15 protein-coding genes are annotated in these 15,606 nt (G+C 65.5%); 6 read left to right on the forward strand and 9 right to left on the reverse strand.

Annotated features, from left to right (window positions below):
• Window positions 1-4 precede the first annotated feature (4 nt).
• The 4 genes from ACQKOE_RS04080 to ACQKOE_RS04095 form a co-directional block, all read right to left on the reverse strand.
• Window positions 5-682: a nitroreductase gene (locus tag ACQKOE_RS04080; protein WP_427511669.1), complete on the reverse strand. Its 678-nt coding sequence runs from the start codon at window positions 680-682 to the stop codon at window positions 5-7.
• A gap of 38 nt (window positions 683-720) precedes the next feature.
• A complete protein-coding gene (cobT, locus tag ACQKOE_RS04085; protein ID WP_427511670.1) occupies window positions 721-2,535 on the reverse strand; it encodes a cobaltochelatase subunit CobT in 1,815 nt (604 codons plus the stop codon).
• A 137-nt stretch (window positions 2,536-2,672) separates the two neighbouring features.
• Entirely contained in the window at window positions 2,673-3,323 is a 651-nt protein-coding gene (fsa, locus tag ACQKOE_RS04090) for a fructose-6-phosphate aldolase (RefSeq protein WP_374587600.1), read from the reverse strand.
• A gap of 102 nt (window positions 3,324-3,425) precedes the next feature.
• Window positions 3,426-4,106 carry a DUF4197 domain-containing protein gene (locus tag ACQKOE_RS04095; protein WP_427511671.1) on the reverse strand — a complete coding sequence of 227 codons (681 nt, stop codon included), beginning with the start codon at window positions 4,104-4,106 and terminating at the stop codon, window positions 3,426-3,428.
• A gap of 64 nt (window positions 4,107-4,170) precedes the next feature.
• On the opposite strand from ACQKOE_RS04095, the gene ACQKOE_RS04100 reads away from it, so the two are divergent.
• On the forward strand, window positions 4,171-6,336 hold the full coding sequence (locus ACQKOE_RS04100; protein ID WP_427511672.1) for a primosomal protein N': 2,166 nt from the start codon (window positions 4,171-4,173) through the stop codon (window positions 6,334-6,336).
• Here ACQKOE_RS04100 and ACQKOE_RS04105 read toward each other — a convergent pair.
• Complete coding sequence (locus tag ACQKOE_RS04105; RefSeq protein WP_427511673.1) at window positions 6,321-7,364, reverse strand: bifunctional transcriptional activator/DNA repair enzyme AdaA; 1,044 nt, start codon at window positions 7,362-7,364, stop codon at window positions 6,321-6,323. The genes ACQKOE_RS04100 and ACQKOE_RS04105 overlap by 16 nt on opposite strands.
• Before the next feature lie 79 nt (window positions 7,365-7,443).
• Window positions 7,444-8,127, reverse strand: a complete 684-nt coding sequence (locus tag ACQKOE_RS04110; protein WP_427511674.1) for a dienelactone hydrolase family protein — start codon at window positions 8,125-8,127, stop codon at window positions 7,444-7,446.
• Between the two features lie 155 nt (window positions 8,128-8,282).
• Between ACQKOE_RS04110 and ACQKOE_RS04115 the strand changes: the two genes are divergently transcribed.
• The 5 genes from ACQKOE_RS04115 to ACQKOE_RS04135 all read left to right on the forward strand — a co-directional run bounded on the left by ACQKOE_RS04115 (window position 8,283) and on the right by ACQKOE_RS04135 (window position 13,167).
• Complete coding sequence (locus tag ACQKOE_RS04115; protein ID WP_427511675.1) at window positions 8,283-8,837, forward strand: F0F1 ATP synthase subunit delta; 555 nt, start codon at window positions 8,283-8,285, stop codon at window positions 8,835-8,837.
• A gap of 2 nt (window positions 8,838-8,839) precedes the next feature.
• Window positions 8,840-10,369, forward strand: a complete 1,530-nt coding sequence (gene atpA, locus ACQKOE_RS04120; protein ID WP_374587612.1) for a F0F1 ATP synthase subunit alpha — start codon at window positions 8,840-8,842, stop codon at window positions 10,367-10,369.
• 139 nt (window positions 10,370-10,508) lie between these two features.
• Window positions 10,509-11,390 (forward strand): F0F1 ATP synthase subunit gamma, encoded by an 882-nt coding sequence (locus ACQKOE_RS04125; RefSeq protein WP_427511676.1) that lies wholly within the window; start codon window positions 10,509-10,511, stop codon window positions 11,388-11,390.
• 24 nt (window positions 11,391-11,414) lie between these two features.
• Window positions 11,415-12,905 carry a F0F1 ATP synthase subunit beta gene (gene atpD / locus ACQKOE_RS04130; protein ID WP_427511677.1) on the forward strand — a complete coding sequence of 497 codons (1,491 nt, stop codon included), beginning with the start codon at window positions 11,415-11,417 and terminating at the stop codon, window positions 12,903-12,905.
• Between the two features lie 4 nt (window positions 12,906-12,909).
• Window positions 12,910-13,167, forward strand: a complete 258-nt coding sequence (locus ACQKOE_RS04135; RefSeq protein WP_374587617.1) for an ATP synthase F1 subunit epsilon — start codon at window positions 12,910-12,912, stop codon at window positions 13,165-13,167.
• A 114-nt stretch (window positions 13,168-13,281) separates the two neighbouring features.
• Here the strand turns inward: ACQKOE_RS04135 and ACQKOE_RS04140 are convergent, their stop codons facing one another.
• Genes ACQKOE_RS04140 through ACQKOE_RS04150 form a run of 3 tightly spaced genes read right to left on the reverse strand, consistent with a single transcriptional unit; the run spans window position 13,282 to window position 15,606 of the window.
• Window positions 13,282-14,331 carry an NAD(P)H-dependent flavin oxidoreductase gene (locus ACQKOE_RS04140; RefSeq protein ID WP_427511678.1) on the reverse strand — a complete coding sequence of 350 codons (1,050 nt, stop codon included), beginning with the start codon at window positions 14,329-14,331 and terminating at the stop codon, window positions 13,282-13,284.
• Window positions 14,295-15,128: a PhzF family phenazine biosynthesis protein gene (locus ACQKOE_RS04145; protein WP_374587621.1), complete on the reverse strand. Its 834-nt coding sequence runs from the start codon at window positions 15,126-15,128 to the stop codon at window positions 14,295-14,297. Before ACQKOE_RS04145 ends, ACQKOE_RS04140 begins: the two co-directional genes overlap by 37 nt.
• Before the next feature lie 4 nt (window positions 15,129-15,132).
• A complete protein-coding gene (locus ACQKOE_RS04150) occupies window positions 15,133-15,606 on the reverse strand; it encodes a DUF6265 family protein (protein ID WP_374587624.1) in 474 nt (157 codons plus the stop codon).

A 15,606-nucleotide genomic window follows, 5' to 3' on the forward strand; every position in this document is an offset into this window, starting at 1 on the left:
TGTCCTATTCGAAACCGAGGAACTGGACCTTGCTTTCCAGCGGCTCGCGCTTGCGGTCAAAGCCGTTCACCGGATCTTCCTCGTCGCGGTAGCCGATGGCAATGCCGCAGAAGAAGATATGGCTTTCATCGGAAACGCCCAGGAAATCCTTGATCAGCTTGGCGTGGATCGAAAGGAATTCCTGCGGGCAGCTGTCCAGTCCCTGCTCGCGCAGCAGCAGCATGATCGTTTGCAGCCACATGCCCACATCCGACCACTGCGGCGCGCCCATGACCCGCGGGAAGTAAACCAGCAGAACCGCCGGAGCGCCGAAGGAGACCGTGTTCTGCGCCATGAAATCGCCGCGAGCCGCCTTGTCGCCGCGCTCGATATTCATCGCCGCGTACATATCGGCGCCGACCTGGTGCAGCCGGGCGAGGCATTCGGGCAGGACTTCCGGATCGCTCCAGCTGTATTCCTTGGGATCCTGCGGCGGGCTGACTGCCATCTTCGCCTGCAATTGCTTGAGCGGCTCGCCGGTCAGGATCGCGCCTTCCCAGGGCTGGAAATTGCAGCCGGACGGAGTCCAGCGCGCCGTTTCCATGACCTGTTGCAGGACGGACAAGGGAACGGGCTTGTCGCTGAACGCCCGGATCGAGCGGCGCGACATGACGGCTTCGGTAACGGAAGTGCTCTTGTTCATGCGCGGTTTAATCATGCGATTAAACCGGCCCGTCAAGCCTATTCGTCCTCGAACAATCCGGCCAACTGCTCGATCATGGTGCCCGCCAGTTGCTCTACATCCATGATGGTTACTGCGCGGCGGTAATAGCGGGTCACGTCGTGCCCGATGCCGATGGCGACCAGCTGGACCGGCGATTGGCGCTCAATCCAGTCAATCACGCGGCGCAGGTGCAGTTCCAGATAGCCCGCATTGTTGACGCTGAGCGTGCTGTCATCGACCGGGGCACCGTCGCTGATCACCATCAGGATGCGGCGGTCCTCGGGCCGGCCCAGCATCCGCTGGTGCGCCCACAGCAGCGCCTCGCCGTCGATGTTTTCCTTCAGCAGGCCTTCGCGCATCATCAGGCCGAGGTTGCGGCGGGCGTGGCGATAGGGTTCGTCGGCCTTTTTATAGACGATGTGGCGCAGGTCGTTGAGGCGGCCCGGATGGCTGGGCTTGCCGCTGGCCAGCCAGGATTCGCGGCTCTGCCCGCCCTTCCAGGCACGGGTGGTAAAGCCCAGGATCTCGGTCTTGACCCCGCAACGCTCCAGCGTGCGGGCCAGCACGTCGGCGCTGATCGCGGCGATGGAGATCGGGCGGCCGCGCATCGACCCGGAATTGTCGATCAGCAGCGTGACGATCGTGTCCTTGAACTCGACATCGCGCTCGATCTTGTAGGACAGCGAATGGCCCGGAGAGATGACCACACGGGCCAGCCGCGCGGCATCGAGCAGGCCTTCCTCCTGGTCAAAGTCCCACGAGCGGTTCTGCTGCGCCATCAGGCGGCGTTGCAGGCGGTTGGCCAGCTTGGTGATGATCCCGCCCAGCCCCTTGAGCTGCGCATCCAGATAGGCGCGCAGGCGGGTCAGTTCGTCCTCGTCGCACAGGTCGCTGGCGCCGACGACCTCGTCAAAGGCCTGGGTGTAGATCTTGTAGTCGAAGCTGGCCGGAACCTCGGTCCACGGACGGTTGGGCCGGGTCGGGAGCATCCCTTCCTCGCCCTCGTCGGCTTCCTCGGCGTCGGAGGAATCGTCCTCCATCTGCCGTTCCTGCTCGCTTTCGCCCTCGTCCTCGCCCTCGCTGGGTTCAGAGGCGACTTCGCTGGGGGTCTGATCCTCGGCGGATTCGCCGTCGTCGGGCTGTTCCTCGTCCTCTTCCTGATCCTCGCCTTCTTCGCCTTCCTCGCTTTCCTGCTCACTCGGCGCGGCCTGGGTCAGTTCCAGATGCTGGAGCATGTCGAGCGCGAGGTGCTGGAAAGCTTCCTGATCGTCGAGGCTGTTGGCCAGGGCATCGAAGTCCGCCCCGGCCCGCTCGCCGATCCAGCCGCGCAGCATGTCCACCCCGGCCCTGGCCGCCTCGGGCACGGGCTGGCCGGTGAGGTGTTCGCGCAGCATCAGAGCGAGGGCGGCGGGAATCGGCACTTCTTCGGGGCGGCTGGCCCGCGCGATGGGATCGCCGCCGATCCGCACTTCGTTCGCCGCGCCCAGATTGGCGCGCATTCCGGCATAATCGCGCGAACCCAGCGCTTCATAGCGCACCGCCTCAACCGCATCATAGGCCGCGCGCGCGGTCGGCTCGGACGGCGCGTTGCGGGCGTGGAGGCTGTCATTGTGATGGCGGATCTTCAGCGCGAAGCTATCGGCAAAGCCGCGCGCCTCCATGGCCTGATCGCGCGGCAGGCTGCGCCCCGGCATCGGCAGGCGCATGTTCTTGCCGTTGACCACCGGATTGTCGGCAGTCCAGGCGACTTCCACCTCAGGCTCATGCGCGATGGCCCGGCTGGCGCCGGTCAAAACGCTCTTGAAGCGATCGAGGGGGGATTCGTCTGCCATCGGATCGAATTATCCTACCGTCACCCCGGCGCAGGCCGGGGTCCAGCACAATGGAAGAAGCCGCCGCAGCGCGGCGACAGATTTGTGTCCGGACTGGCCCCCGGCCTGCGCCGGGGTGACGACCGGAGCGCGCATGATCAGATCGCCTGCCCGGTCTTGGCCCAGTCAGCCAGGAAGCCTTCGATGCCCTTGTCGGTCAGGATATGTTTGAACAGACCCCGGATCACCGAGGGCGGCGCGGTCATCACGTCGGCGCCGATCTTGGCCGATTCCAGCACGTGGACGCCGTGGCGGACCGATGCGACCAGGATTTCGGTGGCGAAGTTGTAATTGTCATAGATCAGCCGGATGTCGCTGATCAGGGCCATGCCATCGAAGCCGTTGTCGTCATGCCGACCGACGAAGGGCGAAACGAAGGTCGCCCCGGCCTTGGCCGCGAGCAAGGCCTGATTGGCCGAGAAGCACAGGGTGACGTTGACCATGGTGCCATCGCTGGTCAGCGCCTTGCAGGTCTTCAGCCCGTCGATCGTCAGCGGCACCTTGATGCAGACGTTGTCCGCGATCTTGCGCAGCACCTCGGCCTCACGCATCATGCCTGCGTGATCCAGCGCGACCACTTCGGCGCTGACCGGACCATCGACGATGCCGCAGATTTCCTTGGTCACTTCCATGAAATCGCGGCCCGACTTCATGATCAGCGAAGGATTGGTGGTTACGCCATCGAGCAGGCCAGTGGCGGCCAGATCCTTGATGTCGTCGATTTCGGCGGTGTCGGCAAAGAACTTCACGGTAACGGCTCCCGATGCGAGTCAGGAGCCGCTAGTGGCACGGAACGGCCTTTGCTCCAAGCCCCCGGCCCTGCTCTCCCCGTCATTGCGAGCCGAAGTGTCCTACAAAATCTTGAACACCCCGATCAGCAGCGGATCGTTCGTGCTTTGCGGATTGGCGCGGATGGCGGTTTCTTCCGCACCGATCTGGTACCAGATCGAATTGTCCGCGCGGATCGCCACGGCCTGGGCCACGCTGCCCAGGTCCACACCGGACAGCGCCCGGATCGCCTGTCCCAGGACCGGGTCCGAAGCGACCCGCAGCGCGTCGGACAGGCCGGGAATCATCGCATTGATCAGGGCAGATCCCATCTGGTTGCGCAGGAACGTAGTCGCCGCAGTCCGTCCGCCTCGCACGATCCCCACCGCATCGCCGATCGAAGCGTTGCGCACCGCGTCATAGACCACCGGCGCGGCCCGTTCCGCGCCGCGCTCGGCCAGCAGGTTCAGCTGCCGCTGCAACTGGGTGCGGAACAGGTTGGAGGTAAGCAGGCTCCGGATCGTGCCGCCGCCGCTGAACAGTTCGGGAAGATCGAACCGCGCGACCTCGCTATCCCAGAACCCGCCCGGCGCGGTCAGGCGGGCAAAGGCGCGCTGGGCGGAAATGGTCAGCAGGCGCTGGATCGCTTCGACCATTGAAAAGCCGCCCATCCCGGCGCAGCCCGGCAGCAGCATCACGCCGGTCGCCGCCCCGCCGATCAGAAAGCCGCGCCGCGCCAGAGAAGTGCCGATAAACCTGTCCATGTCCCCTGCTCCTTGCTGTGGGGGGCTGTCGCCCGCCGCCGAATGTGGCCATAGATGCGCCGGAATGACCCGCGTCCGACTCCTTGTCTTCAACCCGGCCCTGCCCGTGCTGGACTACCGCCTTCCGGCTGGACTGGCGGTGGAATTCGGCCAGCTGGTCATGGCCCCGCTCGGCCCCCGGCAAGTGCTGGGCATCGTCTGGGAACCGGAACGGCTGGGCGGTGACGAGGTTCCCGAAAGCAAGCTGCGCCCGATCCTGGAAGTCCTCCCGGTTCCCCCGCTCAGCACGCCGCTGCGCCGCCTGATCGAATGGTGCGCGGACTATTATGTCGCACCGATCAACGCGGTCGCGCGCATGGCGCTGGGCTCCATGGCCGCCCTGCGCGGAGGCGGGACGACGACCGAGTACCGTTTGTCCGGCGAAGAGCCAAAGCGCCTGACCCCGCAGCGCGCCGCCGCGATGGACGCGCTCCACGGCGAACAGGCCAGCATTCGCGAACTGGCGGAGTATGCGGGCGTATCCGAAGGCGTGCTGCGCGGCATGGTCGGCGCCGGCATTCTGGAGCCGGTGACAGTCGATCTGGATCGCCCCTACCCCCAGGCCCGGCCAGATTTTGCCCAGCCCAAGCTGTCCGAAGCGCAGCAAGCCGCCGCCGACCGCTTTGTCAGCGCAGTGAAGGAGCACAAGTTCGTCCCCTTCCTGCTCGACGGCGTGACCGGTTCGGGCAAGACCGAATGCTATTTCGAAGCCGTGGCAGAGGCGATCCGGGAAAAGCGGCAAGTGCTGGTCCTGCTGCCCGAAATCGCCCTGACCGAAAACTTCCTGCGCCGATTCGAAGCCCGGTTCGGGGTGCCGCCAATCCTGTGGCATTCCAGCCTGAAACAAAGCGAGCGCCGCCGCGCCTGGCGTGCCATCGTTTCGGGGCAAGCGCAGGTCGTGGTCGGCGCACGCTCCGCCCTGTTCATGCCCTATCGCCAGCTGGGCCTGATCGTGGTCGACGAAGCGCACGAAGTTTCGTTCAAGCAGGACGATGGGGTGCGCTACAACGCCCGCGACGTCGCCGTGATCCGCGCCCGGTTTGAAAGCATTCCGGTAATCCTCGCCAGCGCCACGCCCGCGCTGGAATCGCTGCAATTGGCCGAAGCGGGGGTCTATACCAAGATCGACCTGCCCGACCGCTTTGGCGGCGCGACCCTGCCAGACGTTTCCATTGTCGACCTGCGCAAGGAAGCGCCGGAACGGGGCCGCTGGCTCGCCCCGCGCCTGGTGGAGGAAATGCGCGAGCGGCTGGCACGCGGCGAGCAGAGCCTGCTGTTCCTCAACCGCCGCGGCTATGCGCCGCTGACCCTTTGCCGGCATTGCGGCTATCGCTTTCAGTGCCCCAATTGCAGCGCCTGGCTGGTCGAGCATCGCCTGTCGCGCCGCCTCGCCTGCCATCACTGCGGCCACGAAGTTCCCCCGCCGGAGGCTTGCCCTGAGTGTCAGACGCCGGACTGTCTGGTCGCCTGCGGCCCCGGCGTCGAACGCATTGCGGATGAAGTGGCCGAAGTCCTGCCCGATGCGCGCGTTGCGGTGGTCACGTCCGATACGCTGAACAGTCCAGAGAAGATCAGCGAATTCGTGGCGGCAGCAGAGGAAAAGCTGATCGACGTCATCGTCGGCACCCAGATCGTGACCAAGGGCTATCACTTCCCCGAACTCACCCTGGTCGGCGTGGTCGATGCCGATCTTGGCCTGGAGGGCGGCGACCTGCGCGCAGCGGAACGGACCTATCAGCAGGTCGCCCAGGTGGCGGGCCGGGCCGGACGCGGGGAAAAACCGGGCGAAGTCCTGATCCAGACCCGCCACCCCGAAGCCGCCGTCATCGCCGCGCTCGCCGCCGGGGACCGCGACGCCTTCTATGAAGCAGAGGCCGAAGCCCGCAAGGACGCCTTCGCGCCGCCGTTTGGCCGCTGGGCCGCGATCATCGTGTCGAGCGAGGACGAAGCCGAGGCGCGCGATGCCGCCCGCGCGATCGGCGGCACCCGGCCTGACCTGCCCGATGTCATGGTGCTGGGCCCGGCCCCGGCCCCGCTATCCCTTCTGCGCGGGCGCTATCGCTATCGCCTGCTGATCAATGCGCGCCGTTCAGCCAAGTTGCAGGACGTCATCCGCGCCTGGCTGGCCCCGCTGCAATTCGCGCAAGGAGTGCGCGTCAGCGTCGATATCGACCCCTACTCCTTCGTCTGAACGCCTTCCTTGCCCAGCAACTTGCGCTTGATTTCCAGCCCATAGGCATAGCCGCCCAGTCCGCCGCCCGTGGCGATGACCCGGTGGCAGGGGATCAGGACGGCGACATTGTTCGCCCCGTTCGCGCTGCCCGCCGCGCGGACCGCCTTGGGCCTGCCGACTGCGGCGGCAAGCTCGGCATAGGTCCGCGTTTCTCCGGCTGGAATGCGGCGCAGTTCCTGCCACACGGCCTCTTGAAACGCCGTGCCCTTCACATCCAGCGGGATATGGGCAAAGTCGCCCGGAGCCTCCACCGCTACCACGACCTGGCCCAGCAGCGCCTGAAACTCGGCTCCGCCCTCCACCAGTTCGGCATTGGGAAAGCGTCGCTCCAGCGCATCTGGCCCTTCGTTGAACGACAGGCGGCACACGCCCTTGTCAGTCGCGGCGACCAGCATCGGGCCAAGCGAGGTTTCGACCACAGCCCAGTGGATCGTCACGCCCTTGCCGCCGTTTACCCAGGCCGATGGAGTCATGCCAAGCCTTCCCTGCGTTGCTTCATAGAACCGCGACGGCGCGGAATAGCCCGCCGCATAGACCGCGCCCGTCACGCTGTCTTCCTCGGTCAGTGCCTGCGCCGCGCGCTCCGCCTGGATCGCGCGGGCATAGGCAGCGGGTGAGAGGCCGGTATGGCGGGTAAAGACGCGCTGGAAATGGCTCGCCGAATAGCCCGCCTCCGCTGCGAGGGCAGCCAGGGCGAGCGGCTGGCCCGCCGCCTTGATCGCGGCAATGGCCGACAGGACCGCGCGCTCGTCCCGGCTGACGTCATCCGGCAGGCAGCGCTTGCAGGGCCGCAGCCCGGCCGCGCGCGCCGCCGCGCCATCGGCAAAGAAGCGCACATTGCTCCGCGCTGGATGCCGCGCCGCGCAGCTGGGGCGGCAATAGATGCCGGTGCTCAGCACGCCGGTCACGAACCGCCCGTCAAAGGCCCGGTCGCGGCCCAGCACGGCGGCCCAGGCTTCATCGTCGGCGATCATCGGCTCAGTCATGGCATGGCTCCTTAGCGAAGCAAGCCATAGCCCGCCGCAAAGCGCCACGCGTCCCGCCGCTTGCGGTCAAAGCAATTGCCTATCCGCCCAGCGCCCGGAACAGCATCAGGGTGCGCTCCTTCGCCAGCTCCGCGCTTTCCGGGTGATAGTCCTTGCGCCGATCCGAATTGAAGCCGTGCCCGGCCTCATAGATAAAGTGCTGCGCGGTGGGGTGCTGCTTTTCGATCAGCTTTTCCACCGGCTCGATCGGCACCATCGAATCGTAGCGCCCGAAATGCGTGATCGTCGCGCACTTGGGAGCCTGATCGGCAAAGCGAGTCGCAATATAGCCGCCATAATAGCAACTCGCCGCATCCAGATCGTCGGATAGCTGGGACATGCGCCAGGCTACCGAGCCGCCGAAGCAGTAACCGGCGATGAAAACCGGTCCGCCCCTGTCCTTCATCCAGGCAATGCAGCGGCCGGTATCGTCGATTCCCTGATCCCAGTCGTGCTCGCCGCGCGCGATCTGGACCGCGCGTTCCCAGTCGGCTCCGGAATAGCCCAGATTGCACCCCGGCTCCTGCCGGTCGAACAATTGCGGGCTGAGCACTTCATAGCCATCGGCGGCAAATTCCTCGCACATCTCGCGGATATGCTCGGTCACGCCGAAAATTTCCTGCACCAGGATCAGGCCGCCCCGGCGCTCTCCCGCTGGCATTACGTGATAGCACGGCATCGCGTGTCCATCGGACATTGTCAGGCTGATCCATTCGCCCTGCATTTCGCTCTCCGGAAAACTCCTTGCAGCTATGTCCTTGCCCCACCTTGCATCGCAGCACAATCATGGCTATGCGCGCCCCCGTCCAAGGGGTGATGGTGCGTTGCACGCGCACTGACTCGCTCCATCAATGCACCCGATGCAAGGAACTTAAACGCGTGGAGAATTCCGGCGGCATTTCGGCCAGTTTGCAAGGGCGTTACGCCTCTGCCCTTTTTGAACTCGCCAGCGAGAAGAACGCGGTGGCCGCTGTTGAGAAGGATCTCGACGCGCTGGGTCAGGCTTTGACCGAGTCGGCTGACCTCGCTGCGCTGATTCGCAATCCCCAGATCGGCCGCGACGCAGCGGCCCGCGCGATGGAAGGCGTTGCCGCGCTGCTCAAGCTTTCGCCGCTGACTGTCCAGTTCCTGGGCGTGCTGTCGCAGAACCGCCGCCTGGCCGTCCTGCCCGAAATCGTCCGCGCCTTTGGCTCCATCGCTTCGGCCGCGCGCGGCGAAGTGAAGGCCGAAGTCACCAGCGCCCACCCGCTTTCCGCCACCCAGCTCAAGGCGCTTGCCGCCAAGCTGAAGGCGCGTGAAGGCAAGGACGTTACTCTTTCCGCCACCGTTGATCCCGCGATCCTCGGTGGCCTCGTCGTCCGGATCGGTTCGACCCAGATCGACAGTTCGATCCGCACCCGTATCAATTCCCTCGCGAACGCGATGAAAGGCTGAAAATGGATATCCGCGCCGCTGAAATCTCGAAGGTCATCAAGGACCAGATCGCCAGCTTCGGCACCGAGGCCCAGGTCTCTGAAGTCGGTTCCGTGCTCTCGGTGGGTGACGGTATCGCCCGCATCCACGGGCTGGACCAGGTCCAAGCCGGTGAAATGGTCGAATTCGCCAACGGCGTGAAGGGCATGGCCCTGAACCTCGAAGCCGACAACGTCGGTGTGGTTATCTTCGGCTCGGACAGCGAAATCCGCGAAGGTGATACGGTCAAGCGTACCGGCACCATCGTGGACGTTCCGGTGGGCAAGGGCCTGCTGGGCCGCGTGGTCGACGCCCTGGGCAACCCGATCGACGGCAAGGGCCCGATCGTGGACGCCACCCGCCAGCGCGTCGAAGTCAAGGCTCCGGGCATCATCCCGCGCCAGTCGGTCAACGAACCGGTGCAGACCGGCCTCAAGGCCATCGACGCCCTGGTTCCGGTTGGCCGCGGCCAGCGCGAACTGATCATCGGTGACCGCCAGACCGGCAAGACCGCCGTCGCGATCGACACCTTCATCAACCAGAAGGAAGTCAACGCTGGCACCGACGAATCGAAGAAGCTGTACTGCATCTACGTCGCCGTCGGTCAAAAGCGCTCGACCGTGGCGCAGATCGTCCGCCAGCTCGAAGAAAACGGCGCGATGGAATACTCCATCGTCGTTGCCGCGACCGCTTCGGAACCGGCTCCGCTCCAGTACCTCGCTCCCTACACCGGCGCGACCATGGGCGAATTCTTCCGCGACAACGGCATGCACGCCGTGATCGTGTACGACGACCTTTCGAAGCAGGCCGTTGCTTACCGCCAGATGTCGCTGCTGCTGCGTCGTCCTCCGGGCCGCGAAGCCTATCCGGGTGACGTGTTCTATCTCCACAGCCGCCTGCTGGAACGCGCTGCGAAGATGAACGACAGCCAGGGCGGCGGTTCGCTGACCGCGCTGCCGATCATCGAAACCCAGGCGGGCGACGTGTCGGCCTACATTCCGACCAACGTGATTTCGATCACCGACGGCCAGATCTTCCTTGAAACCGGCCTGTTCTACCAGGGCATCCGTCCGGCCATCAACGTCGGTCTGTCGGTGTCGCGCGTCGGTGGTGCAGCCCAGACCAAGGCGATGAAGAAGGTCGCCGGCTCGATCAAGCTGGAACTGGCGCAGTACCGCGAAATGGCGGCCTTCGCCCAGTTCGGTTCGGACCTCGACGCTTCGACCCAGAAGCTGCTCAACCGCGGTGCGCGTCTGACGGAACTGCTCAAGCAGGCCCAGTTCAGCCCGCTGCCGTTCGAAGAGCAGACCGTGTCGATCTTCGCCGGCACCAACGGCTACCTCGACACCGTGGCTACTTCGGACGTCGTCCGCTACGAAGCTGAAATGCTCAGCTTCATGCGCGACAAGCACGCCGACGTGCTGAAGCTGATCCGTGACAGCCGCGACTTTGGCGACGAAGCCAAGAAGCAGACGGTTGCCGCGCTCGACGCTTTCGCCAAGCAGTTCGCCTGAATTTAGCCCTCTCCCCTGCAGGGGAGAGGGTTGGGAGAGGGGAACCCCTCTGCCGCAACACGCAACATTGAGGTGGCGACAGCCCCCTCTCCCCGACCCTCTCCCCTGAAGGAGAGAGGGAGACAGAGGAACCGGTAGAGTGGCTTCACTCAAGGAACTCAAAGGTCGGATCAACTCGGTCAAGTCGACCCAGAAGATCACCAAGGCCAAGCAGATGGTTGCGGCGGCAAAGCTGCGCAAGGCGCAGACTGCTGCCGAAGCCGCGCGCCCCTATGCCAGCCGCCTGGCCGCCGTGATGGGCTCGCTGGCCAGCAAGGTGACTGTCAGCGAAAGCAGCCCCAAGCTGCTCGCCGGCACCGGCAAGGACCAGGTGCACCTGCTCGTCGTCGCCAACAGCGACAAGGGCCTGTGCGGCGCGTTCAATTCGAACATCGTCAAGGCCGCGCTGGCCGCTGCTCGCGAGCTGGAAAGCCAGGGCAAGACCGTGCTGTTCTACCTCGTCGGCCGCAAGGGCCGCGCGGTGATCCGCCGGACCTATCCCAAGGCGATCCTGGCCAGCTTTGACACCACCGGCGTTCGCGAACCGGGCTTTGCCGAAGCGGAAGCCGTGGCGAACGAACTGCTGGCCCTGTACGAAGACGGCAAGTTCGACGTCGCTCACCTGCTCTACTCGCGCTTCCAGAGCGCGCTGGCCCAGATCCCGACCCAGCAGCAGATCATTCCGGTCCCCGCCCCCAAGGCTGCCGAAGTTCCGGCCAGCGGCGGCGCAGCGGTGGATTACGAGCCGAACGAGGAAGAAATCCTCGCCGCCTTGCTGCCGCGCTATCTGCGTACCCAGCTGTTCGGTGCCCTGCTTGAAAACCAGGCTTCCGAACAAGGCGCTTCGATGACCGCCATGGACAACGCCACGCGCAACGCGGGCGAACTGATCCAGAAGCTGACCATCCAGTACAACCGCAGCCGCCAGGCTGCGATCACCACCGAACTGATTGAAATCATCGCCGGCGCGGAAGCGCTCTAAGGCATAGCAGGCAAGGAAAAGACCATGGCCACCGCCGCTCCCAAAACCCGCAAGAAGGCTGCTCCCAAGGCTGCCGTTTCCGGCACCGCCACCGGCAAGATCAGCCAGGTCATCGGCGCCGTCGTCGACGTTACCTTCGAAGGCGAACTGCCGGCCATTCTCTCGGCGCTTGAAACCGACAACAACGGCAACCGCCTGGTGCTCGAAGTTGCGCAGCACCTGGGTGAGAACACCGTGCGCACCATCGCCATGGACTCGACCGACGGTCTGACCCGTGGCCAGCCGGTCGTCAGCACCGGCGCGCAGATCTCGGTTCCGGTCGGTCCGCGCACCCTGGGCCGCATTCTCAACGTCGTCGGCGATCCGATCGACGAGCGTGGCCCGGTTGACACCGACATGCGCGCGCCGATCCACGCCAAGGCGCCGGAATTCATCGAACAGTCGACCGAAGCCGCCATCCTCGTGACCGGCATCAAGGTGATCGACCTGCTCGCCCCCTATGCAAAGGGCGGCAAGATCGGTCTGTTCGGCGGTGCGGGCGTCGGCAAGACCGTGCTCATCCAGGAACTGATCAACAACATCGCCAAGGGCCACGGCGGCGTGTCGGTCTTCGCGGGCGTCGGTGAACGTACCCGCGAAGGTAACGACCTCTACCACGAATTCCTCGACGCCGGCGTTATCGCCAAGGACGCCGAAGGCAACGCCACGCCGGACGGTTCGAAGGTGGCCCTGGTGTTCGGCCAGATGAACGAGCCCCCGGGTGCACGCGCCCGCGTCGCTCTGTCGGGTCTGACCATGGCCGAATACTTCCGCGACCAGGAAGGCCAGGACGTTCTGTTCTTCGTCGACAACATCTTCCGCTTCACCCAGGCGGGTTCGGAAGTGTCGGCTCTGCTCGGCCGTATTCCTTCGGCCGTGGGTTACCAGCCGACCCTGGCAACCGACATGGGCGCGCTGCAGGAACGCATCACCTCGACCACCAAGGGTTCGATCACCTCGGTCCAGGCCATCTACGTTCCGGCCGACGACCTTACCGACCCTGCTCCGGCAACCTCGTTCGCGCACCTTGACGCCACGACCACCCTGTCGCGCGCGATCTCGGAACTCGGCATCTACCCAGCGGTTGACCCGCTCGACTCGACCAGCCGCGTTCTGACCCCGGCCGTTGTCGGCCAGGAGCACTATGACGTTGCCCGCCGCGTTCAGGAAACGCTGCAGAAGTACAAGTCGCTGCAGGACATCATCGCGATCCTGGGCATGGACGAGCTTTCGGAAGAAGATAAGCTGACCGTCGCCCGCGCTCGCAAGATCCAGCGCTTCCTGTCGCAGCCGTTCCACGTCGCCGAAGTCTTCACCAACATCCCGGGCAAGTTCGTCCAGGTCGAAGACACCGTGCGTTCGTTCAAGGCAGTCGTGGACGGCGAATACGACCACCTGCCCGAAGCGGCCTTCTACATGGTTGGCGGCATCGACGAAGCGGTCGAAAAGGCCAAGAAGATGGCCGCAGAGGCGTAAGAACATGGCATTGCACTTCGAACTCGTCACGCCGGCACGGCTCGTGCGGTCCGAGGACGTCCACATGGTGGTCGTCCCCGGCACCGAGGGCGAGTTCGGCGTGCTGGAAGGCCACGCGCCTTTCATGTCGACCGTCCGCGACGGCACCCTGCGGATTTACAAGACCGCTGGTGCCCAGCCGGAAGAAATCCAGGTCCAGGGCGGTTTTGCCGAAGTCGGCGAAGCCGGGCTGACCGTTCTGGCGGAACACGTCGAAGGCTGAGGCCTTTTCCCGCACTGGAACAACAAAAGGGCGGCCCGCAGGTCGCCCTTTTTGCATCCGTAAAGCAGAAGAAAGTCCGTTAGTGTCGAGCGAAGTCGAGACACGTCGAGCGCCTCAGCGCCGGATGAAACCTCCAGCCCCGCCCAAAACCTGCTCCGCCTCTGCCGCGATCCGGTGCAGCACTTCACCAGCAGGCGGAACGTCGCGGATCAGCCCGGTAACTTCGCCAACGGTGACGTTGGCACCCGTAAAGTCCCCCGCCGCCACTGCCGCATCAAACGCTGCGCGGGCGGCGGCAGGATCGGCGCGCAGTTCAATCTCCCGCCCTTCCCACTCGCGATGGAGCGCATTGCGCAGGGCGCGAAAGTCATATTCGGCGGGCCAGTCCTTGCGGCGCAGCACGTCAAAGATCGGGCTGCGCGCCGTATCGTCGCCGCTCGCCGCCACAGCCTGTTCCTTCGCCGCGGGCGCTGGCAGGGCTTCCCGGCTGGCCCAGAGCCGCGAACCGATCAGCGCCCCGTCTGCCCCCAGCATCAACAGGGCCGCAAGCCCGCGCCCGTCGCCAATCCCGCCCGCGCCGAGCAACAGCACGTCGGGCGCGTTGGCCGCGAGCCAGTCCGCTGCTTCGGGCACGAAGACCATGACCGAGCGCGCGCTTGCCGCCGTCGCTCCATGCCCCCCAGCCGCGCCGCCCTGGGCGACGATGATTTCCGCCCCGGCCTCTACCGCTTGGGGCAATTGCGCCATGGTCTGGATCTGGCAAATCAGCCGCGCCCCGGCTCGCGCAATCCGCTGCCCATAGGGGCGCGGGTCGCCAAACGAGAGGAAAATGGCCTTGGGTTGCAACGGCTGGTCCAGCACCCAGTCCAGCGCAGAGGCATCCTGATCCAGCTTCCACGTGATGAACCCGCAGCCCAGATGCTGCGCCGCCGCCGTATTGGCCAGCCGCTCGGTCGCGACGTTCCATTCGCGCCGTGTCCAATCGAGGTCGCCATAGCCGCCGCCGACCAGACCGAAAGCGCCCGCCCGGGCACAGGCCGCCGCCAGCTCGCCGCCTCCGGCCAGAGCCATCGGCGCAAGCATCAGCGGCAGGTCCAGATCCAGCCGCTCGGTCAGGCGGGTCGCAATCACAGCGTCACGCTGCCGGATATGCAGGTCACGCATTGCCCGCCGACGTGGATGTCCTGCCCTTCGAACCGGATCGTAATATAGCCATCGCGGCCGATCTGGCGGCCCTGGCTCGCGACATAGCTATCGCCCGGGCCGACCTGCCCCGCCGCGAGCCGGAACGCTGCCGCCGCGCCGTTGCCGCTGCCGCAGACCGGGTCTTCGGCAATGCCGTCACCCGGCGCGAAGCTGCGCACGACCACGCGCTCCCCCTCGGCAGCGTAGATCGTTGCCCCGGTCCAACCCTTGGGTCCGTAATAGGCTGACAGGCGCGCGGCATCGTGGTTGAGGCTTTCCAGATCGGCGATGCTTTCCAGTTCGGCGACGAGCCAGACCGGACCGACATCGACCGCCTGGGCCTTGCCCTTCACCGGCGCGCCGATCCATGCGGTGGCTTCGGGGTCGTCCAGTTCCGACAGGGCATAGCGTGGCAGGCGGAAAGACAAGCCGCTGTCGTTCACCGTCAGATCGACCAGGCCGACCGCGCATTGCTGCACCAGCTTGCCCCCGGTCGGGCTGGCCAGTCCGGCCTGCATCACGGCATGAGCGGTGCCCAGTGTCGGATGGCCGGCAAAGGGCAGCTCCACCTTGGGCGTGAAGATCCGGACGCGGTAATCCGCCCCGGCCTCGGTCGCGGGCAGGACGAAGGTCGTTTCGGACAGGTTGGTCCAGTTGGCAAAGGCCTGCATTTCCGCGTCGGACAGCCCTTCCCCGTCCAGCACGACCGCGACGGGGTTGCCCTTGTAGGGCACGGCGGTGAACACATCGACCTGGGTGAAATCGCGGCTACGCATCTCGTCACTCTCCTTCGTCGCGCGGGGGCAGGACCGGGCGATAGTTCCACCGCGTAACGTCGCTGCCGTCAATGCGCGATGCTTCGGCCATCAGCAGCTTGCCCTGGCGCCAGTACCGGATGCGCTGCGGATAGTTCTGCGCCGGATTGGCAAATTCGATCGCTTCCTCGCTGATCAGGACCAGCGGGAATTCAATCGCGCTGCGCCCCTGCGGCTGGATGAACAAGCTGATGCGGCCATCCGGCTTGAAGCGGATTTGCGCTGCCTGCCAATCCTGCAATTGCGGGCCAAATCCCGTGCGCGAGAGGCCCAGCATGATCCCACCGCGCGGATCGGTCCAGACCTCGTCCGACCAATTGGCCCCGTCCTCCATCATCCAGGTCCCGGCCATCCATTCGGGCAGCGCGGGCTTCGACAGGGTCTGCGCGGCAAGCGGAGCGGAAACCAGCAGAGCGGCGGCGGCCAGGATGCTTTTCAT

This window comes from Novosphingobium sp. NPDC080210 (assembly GCF_050281025.1).
GTDB lineage: Bacteria > Pseudomonadota > Alphaproteobacteria > Sphingomonadales > Sphingomonadaceae > Novosphingobium.